At 62.3% G+C, this 19,551-nt stretch carries 17 protein-coding genes and 1 other annotated feature; of the genes, 7 read left to right on the top strand and 10 right to left on the bottom strand.

Annotated features, from left to right (window positions below; all coding sequences use genetic code 11):
* Nucleotides 1–76: 76 nt before the first annotated feature.
* Nucleotides 77–781, top strand: a complete 705-nt coding sequence (locus EBBID32_RS19660) for a hypothetical protein (protein ID WP_006964716.1) — start codon at nucleotides 77–79, stop codon at nucleotides 779–781.
* A gap of 205 nt (nucleotides 782–986) precedes the next feature.
* Nucleotides 987–1,042: a sequence feature (sul1 is cis-regulatory element that is thought to sense ions involved in sulfur or methionine metabolism; They are found in Alphaproteobacteria), on the top strand.
* Nucleotides 1,043–1,104: 62 nt separating this feature from the next.
* On the top strand, nucleotides 1,105–2,601 hold the full coding sequence (locus tag EBBID32_RS19650) for a SulP family inorganic anion transporter (RefSeq protein WP_006964713.1): 1,497 nt from the start codon (nucleotides 1,105–1,107) through the stop codon (nucleotides 2,599–2,601).
* 33 nt (nucleotides 2,602–2,634) lie between these two features.
* On the opposite strand, the gene EBBID32_RS19645 is transcribed toward EBBID32_RS19650, so the two are convergent.
* Nucleotides 2,635–3,486, bottom strand: a complete 852-nt coding sequence (locus EBBID32_RS19645) for a hypothetical protein (protein ID WP_006964712.1) — start codon at nucleotides 3,484–3,486, stop codon at nucleotides 2,635–2,637.
* A 111-nt stretch (nucleotides 3,487–3,597) separates the two neighbouring features.
* Between EBBID32_RS19645 and EBBID32_RS19640 the strand changes: the two genes are divergently transcribed.
* Nucleotides 3,598–4,917 carry an SLC13 family permease gene (locus EBBID32_RS19640; RefSeq protein ID WP_006964710.1) on the top strand — a complete coding sequence of 440 codons (1,320 nt, stop codon included), beginning with the start codon at nucleotides 3,598–3,600 and terminating at the stop codon, nucleotides 4,915–4,917.
* 4 nt (nucleotides 4,918–4,921) lie between these two features.
* On the opposite strand, the gene EBBID32_RS19635 is transcribed toward EBBID32_RS19640, so the two are convergent.
* From EBBID32_RS19635 to ectA, 8 genes are read right to left on the bottom strand one after another with little or no spacing between them, the layout of a single operon-like run.
* Complete coding sequence (locus tag EBBID32_RS19635; protein ID WP_006964708.1) at nucleotides 4,922–6,205, bottom strand: mechanosensitive ion channel family protein; 1,284 nt, start codon at nucleotides 6,203–6,205, stop codon at nucleotides 4,922–4,924.
* Entirely contained in the window at nucleotides 6,202–7,545 is a 1,344-nt protein-coding gene (locus EBBID32_RS19630; RefSeq protein ID WP_006964706.1) for an MFS transporter, read from the bottom strand. The genes EBBID32_RS19635 and EBBID32_RS19630 overlap by 4 nt, the downstream gene beginning before the upstream one ends.
* A complete protein-coding gene (locus tag EBBID32_RS19625) occupies nucleotides 7,542–8,789 on the bottom strand; it encodes an MFS transporter (RefSeq protein WP_006964704.1) in 1,248 nt (415 codons plus the stop codon). Before EBBID32_RS19625 ends, EBBID32_RS19630 begins: the two co-directional genes overlap by 4 nt.
* Nucleotides 8,790–8,811: 22 nt before the next feature.
* On the bottom strand, nucleotides 8,812–10,251 hold the full coding sequence (locus tag EBBID32_RS19620; protein WP_006964702.1) for an aspartate kinase: 1,440 nt from the start codon (nucleotides 10,249–10,251) through the stop codon (nucleotides 8,812–8,814).
* On the bottom strand, nucleotides 10,248–11,168 hold the full coding sequence (gene thpD / locus EBBID32_RS19615; RefSeq protein ID WP_037492018.1) for an ectoine hydroxylase: 921 nt from the start codon (nucleotides 11,166–11,168) through the stop codon (nucleotides 10,248–10,250). The genes EBBID32_RS19620 and thpD overlap by 4 nt, the downstream gene beginning before the upstream one ends.
* A 23-nt stretch (nucleotides 11,169–11,191) precedes the next feature.
* The gene (locus EBBID32_RS19610) at nucleotides 11,192–11,605 is read right to left on the bottom strand and encodes an ectoine synthase (RefSeq protein ID WP_006964698.1); all 414 of its coding nucleotides are present in this window, start codon (nucleotides 11,603–11,605) and stop codon (nucleotides 11,192–11,194) included.
* Nucleotides 11,606–11,616: 11 nt separating this feature from the next.
* Nucleotides 11,617–12,924 carry a diaminobutyrate--2-oxoglutarate transaminase gene (gene ectB, locus EBBID32_RS19605; RefSeq protein WP_006964695.1) on the bottom strand — a complete coding sequence of 436 codons (1,308 nt, stop codon included), beginning with the start codon at nucleotides 12,922–12,924 and terminating at the stop codon, nucleotides 11,617–11,619.
* Nucleotides 12,921–13,469, bottom strand: coding sequence for a diaminobutyrate acetyltransferase (gene ectA / locus EBBID32_RS19600; RefSeq protein WP_081628139.1), 549 nt, complete (start codon nucleotides 13,467–13,469; stop codon nucleotides 12,921–12,923). The genes ectB and ectA overlap by 4 nt, the downstream gene beginning before the upstream one ends.
* Nucleotides 13,470–13,675: 206 nt before the next feature.
* Here ectA and EBBID32_RS19595 point away from each other — a divergent pair, with 206 nt between their 5' ends.
* The 4 genes from EBBID32_RS19595 to EBBID32_RS19580 all read left to right on the top strand — a co-directional run bounded on the left by EBBID32_RS19595 (nucleotide 13,676) and on the right by EBBID32_RS19580 (nucleotide 18,869).
* Complete coding sequence (locus EBBID32_RS19595; RefSeq protein WP_006964691.1) at nucleotides 13,676–14,200, top strand: MarR family winged helix-turn-helix transcriptional regulator; 525 nt, start codon at nucleotides 13,676–13,678, stop codon at nucleotides 14,198–14,200.
* A 395-nt stretch (nucleotides 14,201–14,595) separates the two neighbouring features.
* Nucleotides 14,596–16,029, top strand: coding sequence for a CmpA/NrtA family ABC transporter substrate-binding protein (locus tag EBBID32_RS19590; RefSeq protein WP_037492014.1), 1,434 nt, complete (start codon nucleotides 14,596–14,598; stop codon nucleotides 16,027–16,029).
* Between the two features lie 31 nt (nucleotides 16,030–16,060).
* Nucleotides 16,061–17,170, top strand: a complete 1,110-nt coding sequence (locus EBBID32_RS19585; protein WP_156022625.1) for an ABC transporter permease — start codon at nucleotides 16,061–16,063, stop codon at nucleotides 17,168–17,170.
* Between the two features lie 13 nt (nucleotides 17,171–17,183).
* Nucleotides 17,184–18,869 carry an ABC transporter ATP-binding protein gene (locus EBBID32_RS19580; protein WP_006964683.1) on the top strand — a complete coding sequence of 562 codons (1,686 nt, stop codon included), beginning with the start codon at nucleotides 17,184–17,186 and terminating at the stop codon, nucleotides 18,867–18,869.
* A 101-nt stretch (nucleotides 18,870–18,970) separates the two neighbouring features.
* On the opposite strand, the gene EBBID32_RS24280 is transcribed toward EBBID32_RS19580, so the two are convergent.
* Nucleotides 18,971–19,411 carry a mechanosensitive ion channel family protein gene (locus tag EBBID32_RS24280; RefSeq protein WP_231382257.1) on the bottom strand — a complete coding sequence of 147 codons (441 nt, stop codon included), beginning with the start codon at nucleotides 19,409–19,411 and terminating at the stop codon, nucleotides 18,971–18,973.
* Nucleotides 19,412–19,551 lie beyond the last annotated feature (140 nt).

Raw genomic sequence — 19,551 nt, 5'->3', positions numbered from 1 at the left:
CTTGCCAATCCTCATATAAGGCTCATGCGAGCAAGCAGGACCGGTCCGCGCGCGCCCGCACCGCCGGAGAAATCAGATGCATCGTGCCTTGCTGACCGCCCTTTTCCTTTCCGTTGCTTTTCCTGCTGTCGCGCAAGGTGCCTCGCCTTCCCCCGCATCGGCGCTCAGCCAGGAACAGATCGTTGCCTTCAACAAGGCCGTGACCGATTTTACGGCTACTCAGAAGGCTCAGCAAAGCGGCGACAACGCGACCGCGCTTGCGAAATATGAGGCCGCGCTTCCGGCGATCCGGGACGCCGTGAAGACGCAGCCGGACAATATCGACAATGTCAACTTTCTAACCAACGCCCTCTATGCGGCGGCGGCGGCCAATGCCGGCTTGCAAAAGATCGATACGATCGCGCCCCTTTATAGAGAAAGTCTGCCCCATTGGCGCAAGGTGGTGGAAGCAAAGCCAACCGATGCGCAGAGCAGGAGCGTGTTGGCTGGAATCCTGATCCAGCTGGGCAATTTCAAGTTGGGCAAGCAGGACAAGGCAGGCGCTGCGCCGCTCTATGTCGAAGCCATCCCGCTGGCGCGCAAGAGTGTCGCCGAGAAGTCCGATGCGGCGAGCAGGAACCAGCTGCTCGCGGCCCTCATCGGCGCAAGCCAGACCAGCGATAATCCTGCGATCAAGACGGAGGCTGCAACCATGTCGAAATCCATGATCGCCGATGGCACCGTCGACGCGATCAACAAGCCTTCCGCGCAGGTTCTCGCCCAGTCGGCCAAGGTCGGGTAAGGGGCCCGTTGCCTGAAGCGCCGCTGTTCGGTGACGGCGCGCCTTGCATGGCCCGCTCTGTCAAAAATACATGAAGCTCAATGAACAGGCCGCCTTGGCCAGCGACGGGAGGCAATTCCAGGGACGCGCCTCAGGCAGATGATTTTCCGCTCTGGCGCGCCCTCTTGCCATGCGCCATGCTTGTCGGCTACGGACGCTGCATTCGCAAGGACCCGGTGAAATTCCGGGTGGCTATTCCGGCCGCCGATCCGCCGGACAACATCCACATGACCCGAAATGATCTGCGCCTTTGAGCGCCATGTGCCTTGTTGTGGAATTCTCAAATGACCAGCAATCTAACCCGCTATCGCCGGCAGTGGTTCAGCGACGGCGCATCCATGCGCCGCGATCTGCTCGCGGGCATCGTCGTCGCGCTTGCGCTGATTCCCGAGGCCATCGGCTTTTCCATCATCGCGGGGGTCGACCCGCGTGCGGGTCTCTATGCCTCGGTGGCGATCGCCATGGTGATCGCCTTCATTGGCGGCCGGCCCGGAATGATCTCAGCCGCGACGGCCGCCGTTGCAGTGCTGGTAACGCCGCTGGTGCGCGAGCATGGGGTCGAGTATCTTTTCGCCGCGACCATCCTCATGGGCGTGATCCAGGCAGTGGCGGGGCTGCTGCGGCTGGACCTGCTGATGCAGTTCGTGTCGCGTTCGGTCATCACCGGCTTCGTCAATGCGCTCGCTATTCTGATATTCCTCGCACAGCTGCCTCAGCTGACGAATGTCGGGTGGGAAACCTACGCAATGGTCGCAGCTGGCCTCGCCATCATCTATCTGTTCCCCCGTGTCACCAGGGCAGTGCCATCGCCGCTCGTGGCAATCCTGCTGCTAACAGCCATCAGCATCGCCCTGAGCCTGCCGGTCAACACCGTCGGGGACATGGGAAAGTTGCCCGAAGGATTGCCGAGCTTCGCGCTGCCGCAGGTACCTTTGACGCTCGAAACCCTGCGCATCATCCTGCCCTATTCGGTGACGATGGCAGCGGTGGGCCTTCTGGAATCACTGCTGACAGCCCAGATCGTCGATGACATGACGGACACGGACAGCGACAAGCGGCGTGAATGCCTGGGACAGGGCGGAGCGAACATTGTCTCGGCCATGTTCGGCGGCATGGGCGGCTGCGCGATGATCGGCCAGTCGGTGATCAATGTGACGTCGGGCGGACGCGGGCGGCTGTCGACCTTCGTGGCAGGCGCGTTCCTGCTATTCCTGCTTGCGGTTCTTGGACCGTGGGTTGGACAGGTGCCGATGCCCGCGCTGGTTGCCGTCATGTTCATGGTGTCGATCGGCACGTTCAGCTGGAACTCGATCGCCAATCTCCGCCGACATCCGCCGACCTCGTCGGTGGTCATGCTGATGACCGTGGCCGTGGTCGTGGCGACGCGCGACCTGTCGCTCGGCGTTCTGTCCGGAGTGCTTCTCTCGGGCATATTCTTCGCCGGCAAGGTGCAGCGCATGTTCTCGGTCGAAAAAAGTCTGTCGGACGATGGTGCTCGCGCAACCTACCGGGTTACGGGCCAGATTTTCTTCGCCTCGGTCGACCGCTTCACGCGCGCCCTTCAGGGTGAACAGGGCGCGGCGCATGTCGTTATCGACGTGTCAGCGGCGCACTTCTGGGACATTTCCGCCGTCGGCGCGCTCGACAAGATCGTGGCGCGGCTGCGACGCGAAGGGCGAACGGTGGACGTCATCGGCTATAACAAGGCGAGCGAAGATCTTGTCGACCGCTTCGCGCTCCATGACAAGACGGGTGTGCAAATAGGCACGGTGCCGCACTGACGGCGCACGGTTGCGCCAGCGATCTCACCTCGCTCAGCGCCATTCGACGATCGGTTCGTCCTTTCCCGGAACCACGAACGCCACCCGCTCGAACTCCACCGCGATCAGGCAGCGGGGGGCGATAGACGGGTCGCGCTGGAGACAGTGAACCGGTTGACCATCGGGAAAGCCCGACAGCTTGCCTTCCAGCTGAAGCTGATAGCCGCGGGGTGAGGTGGTTTCACTCTCACCCATCTTGATGGTAGAGGAATAGGGGCGGTCACCCCGCCTGAGCGTTCGGGGGCCTTCGGGGGAATAGAATTGGGCAATCGCCAGACGTTGTGCGGAAGCGTCCAGGACTGCATCCGACAAGGTGAGATCGCCCGCCCCGCATTGGTCCGCGCGTGTCCAGGGGCGGCGCAGCCAGAAGCCCTCGACCGCATCGAATGTCATCGTATCGGCAAGCTGCTTGACCCATTCCACATCGGCGAGGTCGTTGGCGCGCGCCGTCAGGCGAAGCGCACGGCTTTTCGGGTTGAAGCTCCAGCCCGCCCAGCTTTCCTTCTCCTTCGTCATTTCGCCCCGACAGCCAAAGGGCATGCGTAGAATGTAGGATCGCCCGACCAGCGCCGCGTTGGACTGCGGCAAAGCGTCGCCGCCTGCCACCGCGTCCGCCGCATTCGCTGCGGCCGCCAGTAGCGCCGCCCGGTCAAGTGGCGGAGGCGGCGTGGGAATGACAGGAATTTTCGGCACCTGAACGACCGGCTTGCGCTCTGGCACCGCCTGCTTTTCGCCTGCCGGTTCGCGCGCCGCCTCCTTGTCAATGACAGCGAGGGTCAGCGCGGCGCCTGCTCCGGCCGCGATCAGATAGGAAAGGGTGCGTAACCGGATATTCTGTTCGGCCATGGGCGACAGCCTAGCAGATAGTGATCGGCAAATTGACCCCTACTCATCCGAATTTGCTGCTATTTTTGCATTTTTTCTGTCTTGGACGCCCCATTATGCTAGCCGGTGCCCATGGCGCTTGAGCAACTCGTCACCCTTCTCGTGCTTGCCGGCGTGATCGTCGCGCTGATCTGGGACAAGGTACGCGCCGACGTCGTGGCTCTCTCCGGAGCTGCGCTCCTGCTGCTCACCGGCGCGGTCCGCCCGAGCGAAGTGCAAGGCGCATTCGGCAGCCCGGCGATCATCGCGCTCGCTTCCCTGTTCGTGATCGCCCATGCCATGGAACTGTCGGGCCTGCTCGACCTGCTGATCGGCAAGGCAGTCGCGCTGTGCCGTCGCATCGGGGCGTTGGGCATCTGGCTGCTCATCATCCTGTGTGGCGGCGCATCGGGCTTCCTGAACAACACGCCGATCGTGGTGCTGTCGGCACCTGTCGTGCGCGACGTGTCGAAATCGCTCGGGCTTGATCCCAAGCGGTTCCTGATGCCCCTTTCCTATATTGCGGTGCTGGGCGGCTGTTGCACGCTCATCGGCACGTCCACCAATCTCCTTGTCGATGACATGGCCCGATCTTCGGGGCAGCCGCCCTTTTCCCTTTTCGAAATCACGCCGGTGGGTCTCGTGGTCGCGGCGGCGGGGGGCCTTTATCTCTTCCTTTTTGCCGGGCGTCTTCTTGCAAGATCGCTGCCCGCGCCGCTCGAAAGAATGGAAGCGGCGCTCCCGCACCATGTCAGCCATCTCGACGTCGCTGGCGATGCAATCGGCGACGCCGGCGACTTCGCCGTGCAACGGCCGCTGGCGCTGACCAAGGCTCTGACCTCGACCGCGATCTTCATCGGCGTGATCACCCTGGCCGCTCTCAACATCGCGCCCATCGCCGCCTCCGCCTTCGCCGGCGCGGTGCTGCTGATCCTGCTCCGCGTGATCCGCCCGGAGGAAGCCTATGGCGGTTTGCGGCCCGAAATCCTCATGCTGATCGTCGGCATGGTCGTCATCGGCATCGCCCTGGAACAGACCGGCCTTGCCGCGTCGGTCACCAACGCTCTCGTCGGTAAGGTCGGCCTGTTTGGACCGCTGGGCGCGCTGATCCTGCTATATGGCGCGACGCTGGTGCTGACCGAATTGCTGTCGAACGCGACGGTGGCGGTGCTGGTGACGCCGATCGCGGTCGCGCTGGCGGAAAGCCTGGGCGTCAGCCCGAGACCGTTTCTGGTCGCGGTCATGATGGCGGGCAGTGCAGCTTTCGCGACGCCCTTCGGTTACCAGACGAATGTGCTCGTCTATCAGATGGCGGGATACAGCTATCTCGATTTCACCAAGGTCGGCCTGCCGCTCAACCTGATTACCTGGGCGGTCGCGGTGGCCGCGATCCACTGGTTCTTTCCCTTCTAAGGCTTCACCTGACGGCTGGGCATAGCGCAGCCTCCCTATTGCCCGGCGCCGCCAGCCCCGCCAGATCAGCGCCTGCCGGACGCTGAAACAGCCTCAGCCCGAACTCGGGGAGGATGGCGATCAGATGGTCGAATATATCGGCCTGCACCCCTTCATATTCCGCCCAGGCGGTGCTGTTTACGAACGCATAGATTTCCAGCGGCACGCCGTTCTCGCTCGGCGCAAGCTGACGCACGAGCAGGGTCTTGTCCTGCGCGATGTCTGCGCGCGATTGCAGATAGGCGAGCACATAGGCGCGGAAGGTGCCAATATTGGTGAGCTGCCTGCCGTTGATTGCGCCGCTTGCTTCGTGTTCGGCATTCCACTGCTCGATTTCCTGTCGCTTGGCGACCAGATAGGTGCGCAGCAGCCTGAAGCGAGCCATGCTCTCAACGTCTCCGGCGTCCAGGAAGCGCACGCTGTTCTGATCGATCATCAGCGACCGCATGATGCGCCGCCCGCCCGATTCCGCCATGCCGCGCCAGTTGCGGAAGCTCTCTGAAATCAGGCGGTGCGTCGGAACGGTGGTGATCGTCTTGTCGAAATTCTGGATCTTCACCGTATGCAGGGCGATATCGATGACGTCGCCGTCCGCGTTGAACTGCGGCATCTCGATCCAGTCACCCACCCGCACCATATCGTTGGAGCCGATTTGTACCGATGCGACCAGTGACAGGATCGTATCCTTGAACACCAGCATCAGCACCGCGGCCATCGCGCCCAGGCCGGACAGCAGCAGCAGCGGCGACTGGTCTATCAATGCGGCGATGATCAGGATCGCCGCGGCGGCATAGACCAGCAGCTTTGCGAGCTGCACATAGCCCTTGATCGGTCGGTTGGCGGCGTCCGGGCGGCGCTGATAGAGATCATTCAGCAGCGCCAGCAGCCCGGCCATCGCAATCGCCATCGTCAGGATGATGAACGCCGTACAGAGGCTTTGTATGAGGGAAACAATCTCCGCCGGAAGATGCGGCACGGCGCTGATGCCGACCTGAACGACCAGCGCGGGCACGATGTTCGACAGGCGCGCGACGATCGCGCCGATATGCTGCGCCTCCACGTGGAAGGGCAGGTGGCTCAACAAGCGCAGCAGCAGCCTCAGCACAATCCGCTTCGCCACCCAGTTGGCGATCCATGCGAAAGCCGCGAGAAGGAGCAGCGCCAACCCGCTCTGCATCCAAGGTTCGCGCACATAGGCGCGCGCCAGCGTCGCGATGCTGTCGTTGGCAACGGGGAGGTTGGTGATCAAGCCTGCTTCTCCGCAAAGGGGTCGTCATATAGTGACCGCCCCGCCGTCTCGGGCATGAAGCGCAGGGCGATCAGCCCGACGACACAGGCTATCATCATGTAAAATGCCGGCATCAACTCGTTGCCGGTCAGGCTGATGAGCCCGCTGCCGATCGCCGGCGCGGTCCCGCCAAAGATGGAGGTCGAGACATTATAGGCGATGGCAAAGCCCGCGAAGCGCACCTGCGTCGGGAACAGCGCGGGAAAGGTGGCCGATATGGTCGCCAACTGTGGCACATAGAGCAGCCCCAGCAGAATGAAGCCGACAATCGCCCCCGCAAGACCAGTCGCCATCAGCATGTAGAGCGGCACGACGGCGACCAGCAGCCCGATCAACGAAACGCGCCACATCGCCCTTCGTCCGACCCTGTCCGACAGCGCCCCCGCGAAGGGCAGGAAGGCCATCATCAGCAGCATCCCGATGATCGGCACGATCAGCGCCTCGTCGCTCGAAAGCCCGATCCGCCGCTGCAGATAGGTCGGCATGTAGCTGAGCAGCGTATAATTGACGACGTTGAGCGCCACGACCAGTCCTCCCACGACCAGCATCGCCCGCCAGTGTCCCTGCACTAATAGACCAAGGCGTGGAGTAGGAGGCCCCGCCTCGTGCAGCGCCGCGGCTGTCTGGAAAACCGGCGTGTCCTCCATTTTCGAGCGCAGATACATGCCGACCAGACCCATGGGCGCCGCCACCAGGAACGGGATGCGCCACCCCCATGCATGCATCGCCGCGTCGCCCAGCATCAGCGAGAAACCGAGCATCAACGCTGCGCCCAGCGAAAAGCCCGCCAGCGTCCCGAATTCCAGGAAACTTCCGTAAAAGCCGCGCCGGTCGTCTGGCGCATATTCGGCCATGAACGTCGCAGCTCCGCCATATTCCCCGCCGGTCGAAAAACCCTGCACCATTCGCAGCAGGATCAGCAGAGTGGGCGCCCAGAAGCCGATGGCGGCATGATCCGGGATCAGCCCCACGCACAGCGTCGCCCCGGACATCAGCAAGATGGTGAGCGCCAGCACCGACTTGCGCCCGAGCCGGTCGCCCAGCGGCCCCCAGAACAGCCCGCCCAGCGGCCGCACCAGGAAGGAGATGGCGAACGTCGCCAGCGCGAACAGCAACGCCTCGTCCGTGCTGCCCGGAAAGAGCGCGGCGGAGATAAAGGTGACCCCATAGGCGTAAATGCCATAGTCGAACCACTCGGTCGCGTTGCCCATGGCGGACGCGGCGATGGCGCGGCGCAAGATGGCGTCCTGCGCTGAAGCGTGATGAGCCGCTGCGGCGGCGTGGCTTGAAATCACAGTCATGTCGTCTGTCCTTCGGTCAGGCTATCATCGGCGCTGTTGGGGTCCAGCAGCGCGGCCATGGGCGTGGTGCGCGGCACGATCTGGAAATCCTGCTGATAATTGTCCGGCACAGGGGTCGACGCCCGCTGCCGCCACAGCCCGACCACCATGGCCAGCGCAGCGCACAGAGCGATGAACAGGAACAGCCCGCCCGTCCCCGCCGCGGTCATGAAGCTCGCCGCCAGCACCGGCCCCAGCGCCGCGCCGATGGAATAGAGCAGCACCAGCCTTCCGCTCGCCGCCACCCGCTCGGTCTCCAGCAGCCGGTCGTTGCAATGCGCCATGCACAGCGGATAGAGCGCGAAGCTCAACCCGCCGAACAGCGCGCCCAGCCCCATCAGCAACAGGCGGTCCTCACTCAGCGACAGCGCCAGGCTGACCAGCGCCGCCATCGCAAAGCTGCCGACGATCACCCGCCGCCGGTCGTGACGGTCAGACAATCGCCCCAGCGGCCATTGCAGCGCCACCCCGCCCAGGATAACGATCATCATGAACCGCGCCGTTTCGGCTAGATCCAGCCCCAGCCGCCGCACATTCACCGCCGCCAGGCCGTAGAAGGCGCCCAGCATCAGGCCCGTCGCCACCGCCCCCCAAGCGCCCAGCGGCGATGCGGCCAGCAACGACCGGATCGAAAAGACGCTCGCCTCCACCGGGGCGGGGGCCGAACTGCGCGTCAGGCACAGCGGGATGATGGACAGCGAAATGAGGATGGAGGCAAGCTGGAAGGGGATAGCGGGCAACGCCCCGCTCGCCCCCAGCAGCAACTGCCCGATCGCTTGGCCCGAATAGAGCGCGACCATATAGGCCGCCAGCACGCTGCCGCGCATCTCCGGCTCGGCCCGGTCGTTGAGCCAGCTTTCAAGGCAGACGAACACCCCCGCCACGCAGACTCCGTCGATCAGTCGGAGCAGCATCCAGAAGAGCGGGTGCGTCAGCAGCGCGTAGGAAAGGGTGCTGGCCGACAGCAGCGCGACGAAGGCGGCGAAGGCGCGGATGTGACCCACGCGCCGAACCACGCTCGCCGCCCGCAACGACCCCATGATGAGACCGCCGAAATAGGCAGTCGCAACGATGCCGATGGCCATCGTTCCGCTGCCCGCGCGCTCGAGCCGCAGGCTGATGAGGGTGGCAAGGAATCCGCTGCCCGCCATCAGCATGAAGATGGAAAGCAGCAGGCTGCGGACAGGCTGAATGGCCAAAAGCATGATGGCTGGTTCGACGCGCCGCTCAGGCGGCGCGCTGCTCCTGCGCGCTTGCGTCGTCGTCCTCCACCAGGGCGCGATGCAGCACGCGCACGGCAGCATCATAATGCGGCACATCAACGATGAACTGAACGTCGACATTGCGGATCTGTTGCTGCATCGCGATGATGCCGATGCCTTCGTCGGCCAGCGCGCGCAGGGCATCGGCCACCAGCGACGGCCGGGAGATTTCACTGCCGATCACAGAAATCATCGCCACTGGCTGCGCCGAGATCGCGGCGTCCGGGTAGCGCTGTTGCAGGTCGCTGATCACCCGTTTCACCGTGGTGGCCCCGCTAGAGAGATAATGGGTGATGGTGTTGGCGTTGGACGATTTGCTGACGATCCATGCGCCATGCTGCGTCAGCGCCTCCAGTATCGCGGCGTCATAACCCTTCACCCCGACCATGTCCTGCTCGAAGAACTGGAGCGCCTGAGCATGGCGGATGCCGGTCACGATCTCTACCCGCGGCGTTTGCGAAACATAGTCGCCGCAAATCAGCGTCCCGCCATCTTCCCGGTCGAACGTGTTCCGGACGCGCAGAGGAATATTGGTCTGGCGCAGCCCGCGCCCGGCCCCGGGATGAATCGCCTCCATGCCCAGATTGGCGAGTTGGTCGGCGACGTCATAATTGGTCCGCCCGATCTTGCGCGCCCTGTCGGTGCCGACCAGCTTCGGGTCCGCGCTCGACAGATGGAATTCCTTGTGGATGATCGCCTCGCGCGCGCCGGTCAGCACGGCGATGCGGGAGAAGGTCATTTCCGAATAGCCCCGCGCGTAGCGGCGCACCATGCCTTCGCGGCATCCGGCATAGCCGGTGACGATCGGCAGCGTGCAGGACAGGTCGATGGACTCCAGCGCCGCCATGATCCGTTCGTCCAGGCAGGCCATGTCCTGCTGGTCCCAAGGCGTCAGGTCGACAAAGGCCACATTGACGCCCCGGTCCTTGAGCAGCAGCGCGGTGCTGTGGGCGCTGTGCGCCTCGCCCACACCGGCAAGCAGCTCGCGCACCGTCATCAGTTGCTCCTTGACGCAGAAGCGTCCATGGCTGCGCAGTCGCGCAAGGTCGTCCAGGCAGGCGGCCACAGCGCCGATCCGCTTATCGACAAAAGCGTCCGCTCGGGCCAGGCTGTCGGCCCGCACGAACATCTCCGCATTGCGCGACCGCATCGCGATGCGCACCTCTTCCATCGCCTCGCGCCAGCCGTCGGCACCTTCGTCCGCGACGAAGCGTGCATAGACGCCCGGCTTGCCGCTCTTCTTGTGCTCCAACAATAGGTCAGTGATCCCGGCATAGGCGGACACGACGAAGATGCGGTTGTAAAGATCCGCGCCTTTCCGCCCCGCGATCAGGACATTGTCGAACAGTGTGGCGGTGGCGGCCATGGATGTTCCGCCGATCTTCTCGACGCTATGGCCGCTCATGTCGGCACCCTTTCGATCAACGGCCCCGATACCGGCACGACCGGCCTGGGCTGGCCCCTTGCCGCGATGAACTCGGGGCGCGGCTTCTCGACCCCGAAAGGCGCAGCAAGCCGGTTGCTCATCGCGTTATAGACCAGGAAGGCATTGGCGCGGGGGAAGGGCGTGATGTTCCCGTTGGACCCGTGCATGATGTTGCAGTCGAAGATCACCACCGATCCCGGTTTCCCGGTGGGTGCGACGATCCCGTGCTGGTGCGCCAGCTCGGCCAGGCTGTCCTCGTCCGGCACGCCATATTCCTGGCGCTTGAGCGACATGCGATAATGATCCTCTGGCGTTTCCCCGACGCAGGTCAGGAAACTCCGGTGCGATCCGGGGATCAGCATCAGCGGCCCGTTATGCGGGGTGTTCTCCGCCAGCAGCACCGACATGGACAGCGCCCGCATACGCGGCATCCCGTCCTCGACATGCCAGGTTTCGAAATCGCTGTGCCAGTAGAATTCCTTGCCCTGGAACCCGGGCTTGTAGTTGAGGCGCGACTGGTGAATGTACACCGCATCTCCCAGCAGGAACCCCGCTACGCTGGCCAGCCTCTCGTCGGCCGCCAGTCTTGCGATCACGGGACTTTGCGTGTGTATCTGGAAGATGGAACGGATTTCGCGGCTATCCCGTTCGGTGATGACCGTCTCTTCGTCGAGCGCGGCGGGGTCGGCCAGCAGCTTTCCGGCCTCCCTCTGGAGAAAGGCGACTTCCTCGTCCGAAAACAGGTTTTTCAGCACCAGATAGCCGTCGCGGTCGAACTGCGCGGCCTGGTCCTTGCCGATCGGTGCGTCCTCGCTCCAGTCGCCATGGACGACCGGGTCGAGGCGCGGCAGAAACTCCGCCATCTTCGCATGGCGGGACGGGTAGATGTCTTGCAAGGAACTTCCCCCTTTCGTCAGGATCAATTGGTAAGCGCGGCCTCGCGGATCATGTCCGCCTCGGCCGGGTAGGCGCCGCTTTCGTCATGCACTTCCTTGCCGGTGACCGGCGGGTTGAAGACGCAGGCGCAAAGAATGTCGGTCTGGGGCCGGACGATGTGCTTGTCATGGGCATTGAGGGCATACATGACGCCGGATGCCAGCTGATGGGTAATGCCGGTGCCCAGATCCTCGATGGTGCCGTTTCCCTTCAGCACCAGCACCGCTTCGAGATGATTCTGGTAGTGCATGTGGATTTCTTCACCCGCATACATGGTGGTTATGTGGAAGGAAAAGCCCATGCTGTCATCCTTCAAAAGGAGACGCGCGCTTTCCCACTGAGCGGACTTCACATTGCGGTCCGACTTGCGAACATCCTGTAATTTGCGAACGATCATGATGTTTCCTTTTACTCTGCGGCGACGCCGTAGTGGACGGCCAGTGCTTCGCGGATGCAGATTTCCAAAATGTCCAGGCCTGCCGACAGCAGGGCGTCGTCTATGACAAGGGGCGCGAGAACCTTGACGATCTCGTCATGCGCGCCGCTGGTTTCGATGATGAGGCCGCGCTCGAAACAGCCGGCGGTAACTGCGGTGGCGATCTCGCCCGACTTGAGGTCGATGCCGCGCATCATGCCCCGGCCGCGTGTCGAAAGCCCGTGTTCCGCCGCCATCGTCTCCAGAAGCCGTTCCAGCAATGTGCCGCGACGGGCGATGTCGGCCTGAAACATGGCGCTGCCCCAGAAATGGCGCAACGCGGCGGTCGCTGTCACAAAGGCGTGGTTGTTGCCCCGGAAGGTGCCGTTATGCTCGCCCGGCGACCACTGGTCGAGTTCCGGCCGGAACAGGGCAAGGGCGAAAGGAAGCCCCATGCCCGACAGCGACTTGGCCATGGTAACGACATCGGGCGTGAAGCCCATTCCCTCGAAACTGAAGAAGCCGCCGGTGCGGCCGCAACCCGCCTGGATGTCATCGACGATCATCAGCGCGCCGTGGTGCCTGGCGATGGCGGCGATCCTGCGGAGCCATTCGGGAGAAGCGCTGTTCAACCCGCCTTCGCCCTGCACGGTTTCCACCAGGATCGCGGCGGGCGCATCCAATCCGCTCGACGGATCGGACAGGCGCCGTTCCAGCAAATCGGCCGTGTCCACGTCGGGGCCATGATAGCCGTCATAGGGCTCATGAGCGACATGGGACAGCGGCACGCCCGCGCCGCCGCGCTTGGCGGCGTTGCCCGTGCAGGCGAGCGCCCCCAGCGTCATGCCGTGAAAGCCGTTGGTGAAGGCGATCACCAGTTCGCGCCCCGTGACCTTGCGCGCCAGCTTGATGGCAGCCTCCACGGCGTTGGTGCCGGTGGGACCCGTAAACATCGCTCGATAGTTCAGGCCGCGTGGCCTCAGGATTACCGTTTCGAGCGTCTCTAGGAACGCCGCCTTGGCATCGGTGTGCAGGTCCAGCCCATGGGTGATGCCGTCGGCCGCGATATAGTCGAGCAGCGCCTGTTTCAGCACCGGGTGGTTATGACCATAGTTCAGCGTGGAACAGCCCGACAGGAAGTCGAGGTAACGCCCGCCCTGATTGTCATGCATCCACGCGCCTTCCGCCTTGTTGAACTGGCGTGGCATGGACCGGGCATAGCTGCGCACGGCAGACTCGCGCCGTTCGTAGATCGCCGTGTCGGGTTTTCGGGTTGTGGGTTGGGGACGGGTGGTGATCATGTCGCCAATTCTCCTTGGTTTTGGCCGCGCCGTTCAGCGGTCAACGGTCCGATGCACGCAAGCCATTCGGTTGCATGGGCACCGGCAAAATGGGTTTCGCGCTCGAAATGCGCGCTTTTGGCCAGGGGAGCGCCCCACTGCTTCGCCAGTCCTTCGAACAAGGCCCAGGACGGCCGGTTGTCCTCCGTCACCGTGGTGATGAGGTGGGTGACGCCTTTCGCCGATGGCCGGCCGAGAAGGGATTCGATCATGCGGGCACCCAGCCGATGGCCTCTCGCCGCCGGCGCTACGGCGACCTGCCAGACGAAGAAACTGCCCGGCTCGGAAGGCGGGCGGTATCCGGAAACCCATCCGACGATCGCGCCATCCCGCTCGGCAATCACGCAGATGTCAGCGAAATGCGTGCATTGAAGGAGGTTGCAATAGGCCGAATTGGGATCGAGCGGCGGACACTGGGCGATCAGCGCAGTGACAGCCGGGCCGTCAATGGCGACCGGCCTGCGGAACTGGAACTTGCACGGTCGCCCCGCTGGAAAGGGCGCGATCGTCCGTGGCGACCCATCAGTCGCATCGGAATTTGACTCAAATATACTTTATCTCCCGAATTATAATTTTCTGTGGATTAGGCCATCCCCTCTTGCTGCGGCGTTATGTAGTCAGATTTGACTCGTTTTTCAACCCGACTGTGGATTTTCAATCCTTCGATGGATAAAGAATCTATGAAAATGCTTCGATCATTGAAGGATTTCGCATGGCGTCCAATGCCCGTCCTTTCTATATTTCCCTCATGAATTCAGACATCGCGTCCCTGACGCTCCGCGCCCTTCGCCGCGTCCTGCGCGCCACTGAAATCGGCAGCCGCCGCCTCGCCAACGCGACTGGGCTCACGCCTTCGCAATGGCTCGTTTTGCGTGAGATCGATTCCCGCGATTCGGCCACACCCGGAACGATCGCCCAGGCACTTCAATTCAGCCAGGCGACCATCACCACCATCGTCGATCGGCTGCAGGAACTGGGCTTCGTCCAGCGGCAGCGCAGCGAAAGGGACAAGCGGCAATTCATTCTCTCCGCGCTTCCCCCCGGACGTGCGGCGCTGACCGATGCCCCGGATTTGTTGCAAATCACCTTCACGGAGCGGTTCGACGATCTGCCATCGTGGGAACAGGCCATGATTCTCGCGTCGGTCGAGCGGCTGGCGATGCTCATGGACGCCCAGCATATCGACGCCGCGCCCCTGCTCGACAGCGGCCCTATCGACCGGTCGAAGCCTTCCTGATCGGCCGCCCGCTGCTGGGCCTCAACCAGTTTTTCAATCGCCGGTTCGGGACCAGATGGCGAAGGTGCGTCTGATCGGAAAGGCAACCTCGGCCACGGTGAAATCCGAATGGACTTTCAAACGGGTACAATATGGTCTTTTCGCAGATGCAAAAATTATTCTTGCTCAATCCGCCGACTCCTGAAATACATAGCGTCCGTCAGGCAAAGAAGCTCGACTCATATTTCAGGTCGTCCAACATGGGGGGCGAGCCTGGAAGGCGTTCCTAGTGGGAATAAGCCAAAGGCAATGATGCCGCCCGACGAGCCTTGAGGCTGTCAGTCGTGGCGGCTTTTTTTGTGCCCTTTTGCTTTTCCGGATCGCCTCTCGGTGAAAATTCGAAAGGGTCAGAACACATGTTGGATAAGCGTGGATTCCTGAAAAAGAGCGGATCGCTGATGGCGGTGGTGCTTGCGTCATCTCTGTTGGCTGCATGTGGCGGCGGCGGGAAAGGTGAGAGTGACGAGAAGGTCGCGGCGGCGGCGCTGCCGGAAGGCGCGGTGGAAAAGCCCAGTCTCAAGCTCGGTTTCATCAAGCTGACCGACATGGCCCCGCTGGCCATCGCCAAGGAAAAGGGCTTCTTTGCCGAGGAAGGACTTAACGTCACGCTGGAGCCACAGGCCAACTGGAAGGTGTTGCTCGATGGCGTCATCGGGGGACAGCTCGACGGCGCGCATATGCTGGCCGGACAGCCCCTGGCCGCCACCATTGGCTATGGCACCAAAGCCGATCTGATCGCGCCTCTGAGCCTCGACCTCAACGGCAACGCCATCACGCTTTCCAACAAGGTCTGGAAGATGATCGAGCCGGGCCTGCCCAAGGGAGCGGACGGCAAGCCCACCCATCCGATTTCAGCGTCCGTGCTGAAGCCGGTCGTCGAAAGCTTCAACAAGCAGGGCAAGCCCTTCAAGATGGGCATGGTGTTCCCGGTTTCGACGCACAATTACGAGCTGCGCTATTGGCTGGCCGCAGGCGGCCTCAACCCCGGCTATTATGCCCCTGGCGATGTTGCCGGCACGATCGATGCGGACGTTCAGCTTTCCGTGACGCCGCCGCCGCAGATGCCCGCGACACTGGAGGCCGGCACGATCGAGGGCTATTGCGTGGGCGAACCCTGGAACCAGGCCGCCGTGCAGAAGAAGATCGGCGTGCCGGTCATCACCGACGAGCAGATCTGGCACCTCAACCCCGAAAAAGTCCTGGGCCTGCGCAAGGATTTCGCGGACAAATATCCGCAAACCACCGCCGCCCTGCTCCGTGCCGTCATCAAGGCGCAGCAATGGCTTGATGCCGAGGATGGCAAGAACCGGGCCGAGGCGGTGAAGATCCTGTCGCAGCCCAATTATGTCGGCGCGGACGCAGCCGTGATCGCTGCATCGATGACCGGCAAGTTCACCTTCGGACCTGGCGACACCCGCCCGGCACCCGAGTTCAATATCTTCTTCCGCGAATATGCGGGCTATCCCTTCTACTCGGACGCCATCTGGTACCTGACTCAGATGCGCCGCTGGGGCCAGGTCGCCGACGAGAAGGCTGACCAGTGGTATTTCGACACCGCCAAAGCTGTCTATCGTCCTGACCTTTATATGGCCGCAGCCAAGGGGTTGGTCGACAAGGGCGTCATCCCGGCAGCCAGCCTGCCTGAAACCGATGGTTTCAAGGCGCCGCAGAGCGGCTTCATCGACGGCAAGGTTTTCGACGGCAAGAAACCGAACGCCTATCTCGCCCAGTTCCCGATTGGCCTGAAAGGCAAGGCCATAGTGACCGCCACTGGCGTCAAATCCAACTGAGTATGCATGAATGAGCGACGGAGACAATGCGATGAGCAACGTAGCGATTTTGCGGACAAACGGCGGGGAAACAGAGGCCAAGGCAGTTCCCGTCGCCGTAAGCGACGTCAGGAACGCCGCTCCCACGGCACCGGAGAAGCCCTCGAAAGGGGCTTCTCCGGCACGCGGGGCGGCAAGGAGCTTTAAAGCTCTGTTCACCCGCATTGTCCCTGAAACCAAGGATGTGACGGAATTCGCCAAGGGACTGATCTGGCCCATGGCGGGCATCCTTGTCTTTCTGGCCTTTTGGGGCGTGCTTGCCCCGCAGGTCGATACGTCATTGGGAACGCTACCGGGGCCGGTCGAGGTCGCCGAACAGGGCGTCGCACTTTATGGCGAATATCAGGCCAATGCCGACTCCAAGGCGACGTTCTACGAGGCCCAGGACGCGCGCAACGACGCGCTGGAGGCGGCGGGCCGCGTGGCCGAGGCGCAGGATTTCGTATATGCCGGAGCGCCGACTTTTCTTGACCAGATATTGACGTCTCTCAAGACGGTGGCGCTGGGCTTTGTGCTGGCCAGCCTGTTTGCCGTGCCCTTGGGACTTATTTGCGGACTGTCCAAGCGGGTCAATGCCGCGATCAATCCGCTGGTCCAGATTTTCAAGCCCGTGAGCCCGCTCGCATGGCTGCCCATCGTCACCATGGTCATATCCGCGACAATGTCGGGTCCCGATCCGATGCTGCCCAAGAGCTTCGTGATTTCCGCCATCGTGGTAATGCTCTGCTCGCTCTGGCCGACGCTGATCAATACTGCGGTCGGCACGGCATCGATCGACAAGGACCTGCTCAATGTGGGCCGCGTGCTTCGCCTTACCTGGTTCCAGCAACTTACAAAGCTCGTGCTGCCGAGCGCCCTGCCTTACATCTTCACCGGCATGCGTCTTTCGCTGGGCGTGGGCTGGATGGTGTTGATCGCTGCGGAAATGCTGGCGCAAAATCCAGGCCTTGGAAAATTCGTGTGGGATGAGTTCCAAAACGGTTCAAGCCAATCGCTCGCCCGCATCATGTTCGCGGTCATCACCATCGGCCTGATCGGCTTCATGCTCGACCGGATCATGAGCTTCCTGCAGGCTCTTGCCAGCCGAAACCATGCCATTTGAGGGAGCGGCGACCATGACCCAGCCTATTCTTTCACTGCGCAATGTCTCAAAGGCCTATGTCGATGGCAGCGGCGCGCGGACCGAGGTGCTCAAAGGCATCAACCTTGACGTGGCCGAGGGCGAGTTCATCGCCATCTTAGGCTTTTCGGGATCTGGCAAGACCACGCTAATCTCTTCTATCGCCGGCCTTATCGAGCCCGATGAAGGCGAAATACTGGTCAGGGGCGAGCGTTGCACCGGACCAGGTTCGGATCGGGGCCTGGTTTTCCAGAGCTATTCGCTGTTCCCCTGGCTGACCGTCGAAGGCAATGTGCGTCTCGCCGTCGATGCTGTGCATGGCGGGTTGGACAAGGCGACGCGCGACGCGCTGGTGCAATCCACCATCGCGCTTGTCGGTCTCTCCCATGCGCTCGATCGCAAGCCGGCGCAGCTTTCGGGCGGCATGCGACAGCGTGTGTCGGTAGCGCGCGCGCTCGCCATGAAGCCGGAGATCCTGCTTCTGGACGAGCCGCTCTCGGCGCTTGATGCGCTCACCCGCGCCAAGCTGCAGAAAGAGATTGATCGGATTCGCGAGCAGGAAAAGCGAACCATCCTGCTCATCACCAATGATGTGGACGAAGCCCTGTTGCTCGCTGACAGGGTGGCGGTGCTGGAACCCGCGCCGAGTGCCAGGATCGGGCGCATCTTTGACGTTACGATCGCGCGTCCGCGCGACCGGGCGGCCATGAACCATGACGATGCGTTCAAGGCGCTTCGCAACGAGATCGCCGGTTATCTGGGAGTTCTCAACGAGGGGCAGAAAGCCGTGGGGGCGGAGGCCGAAGGCCAATTACCCAATGTAACGCCGATCAGTCTTCTCTCTCCGCCAAAAGCCTATCAGGATGCGGCCAAGACAAATCTGAGCCGTCGTTATCTCGAATTCTTCAATCTGAAGAAGGTCTATCCAACGCCAAAAGGACCGCTCACCGTCCTGGAAAATTTCAACCTGTTGATGGACAAAGGTGATTTCGTATCGTTGATCGGCCATTCGGGCTGCGGCAAATCGACGGCGCTTACCATGGCGGCCGGCCTTAATTCCATCAGCGGTGGGGGCATCGTCCTCGACGGCCATGAAATTGATGCTGCGGGCCCCGACAAGGCGGTGGTGTTTCAGGCACCCTCGCTCATGCCCTGGCTCACCGCGCGGCAGAATGTGTCGATGGGCGTGGAGCGCGTCTATCCGCACGCCGCCAAGGGCGAGCGGCGCGACATCGTCGAATATTATCTCCAGCGCGTTGGCCTTGGCGATGCCATGGACAAGCGCGCCGCCGACATGTCAAACGGCATGCGCCAACGGGTCGGCATCGCCCGCGCCTTTGCGCTTTCGCCCAAATTGCTGCTGCTCGATGAGCCTTTCGGCATGCTCGACAGCCTGACCCGCTGGGACTTGCAGGATGTTCTGATGGAGGTGTGGGAACGTACCAAGGTCACGGCCATCTGCGTCACCCACGACGTCGATGAGGCCATTCTGCTTGCTGACCGGGTGGTGATGATGACCAATGGTCCAAACGCGACGATCGGCAAGATATTGGACGTCGACCTGCCGCGTCCACGCGACCGCAAGGCTTTGCTCGAGCATCCCAAATTCTATGGATACCGCGAGGAGGTTCTCAAGTTTCTCGCCGACTACGAACATGGCGCTCACGCGGACGCGGCCTGACCGGCGTTTCAGGAAATGTTACTCCGTGCGATCGGTTGCGCCACTGTGAGAGGATAGGTCAAGTCGATGGAGTTGAAAGCGCGCGCAAAAATGTCGATCCGTCAGTTCTGATAGATCAGTTTGATCCCCTCCATTGCTGCGCGAATAGCACCACGGGCTAACTCCAGATAGGACACGCCGACGATGATCTCGTGCCGCCGCTGATGTTTGTCGGTCAAGATTTCGACGGGATTCTTGAACAGGGTCGAATTGGGGACTAACGTGAGTTCGTTTGACAATTTGCGGACATGGGTCTCGCGCAGGGAGATATGTTCGTCCTTGCCGACAATATCCTGACGTTTAATCACGTCGCAGATGCGCATCTTTTGACGCACTACGTATAAGGATGCCCGCCAGGAAATTCTGGAAGAAGTCCTGAAAGGCAAAGCCAATCGCGATCGTGCCGATCCCGAACCGGCGATCAAGCTTGCCGGGATCAGGCGCGGCAGCACGATCGTTGCCGCAATCATCAGCCCCAATATCCATGAGCCGACGATGGACACCACCGTATCGATGAGTTGTTTCAGGTTTTCCCGGATAGTTCTCTAATCGCCACTGTCAACAGCTGACCTCTTTGCGGTTCGTCACGCGCGCTGGGCTCCAGGGTTCTCTCCGCGGTCGTCGCGCTGGACGCCGCATGTTA

Origin of the sequence: Sphingobium indicum BiD32 (genome assembly GCF_000382885.1) — a bacterium.
Lineage (GTDB): Bacteria > Pseudomonadota > Alphaproteobacteria > Sphingomonadales > Sphingomonadaceae > Sphingobium > Sphingobium japonicum_C.
Note: the sequence above shows the minus strand (reverse complement) of the source record. Positions and strands in the feature narration are given on the sequence as shown.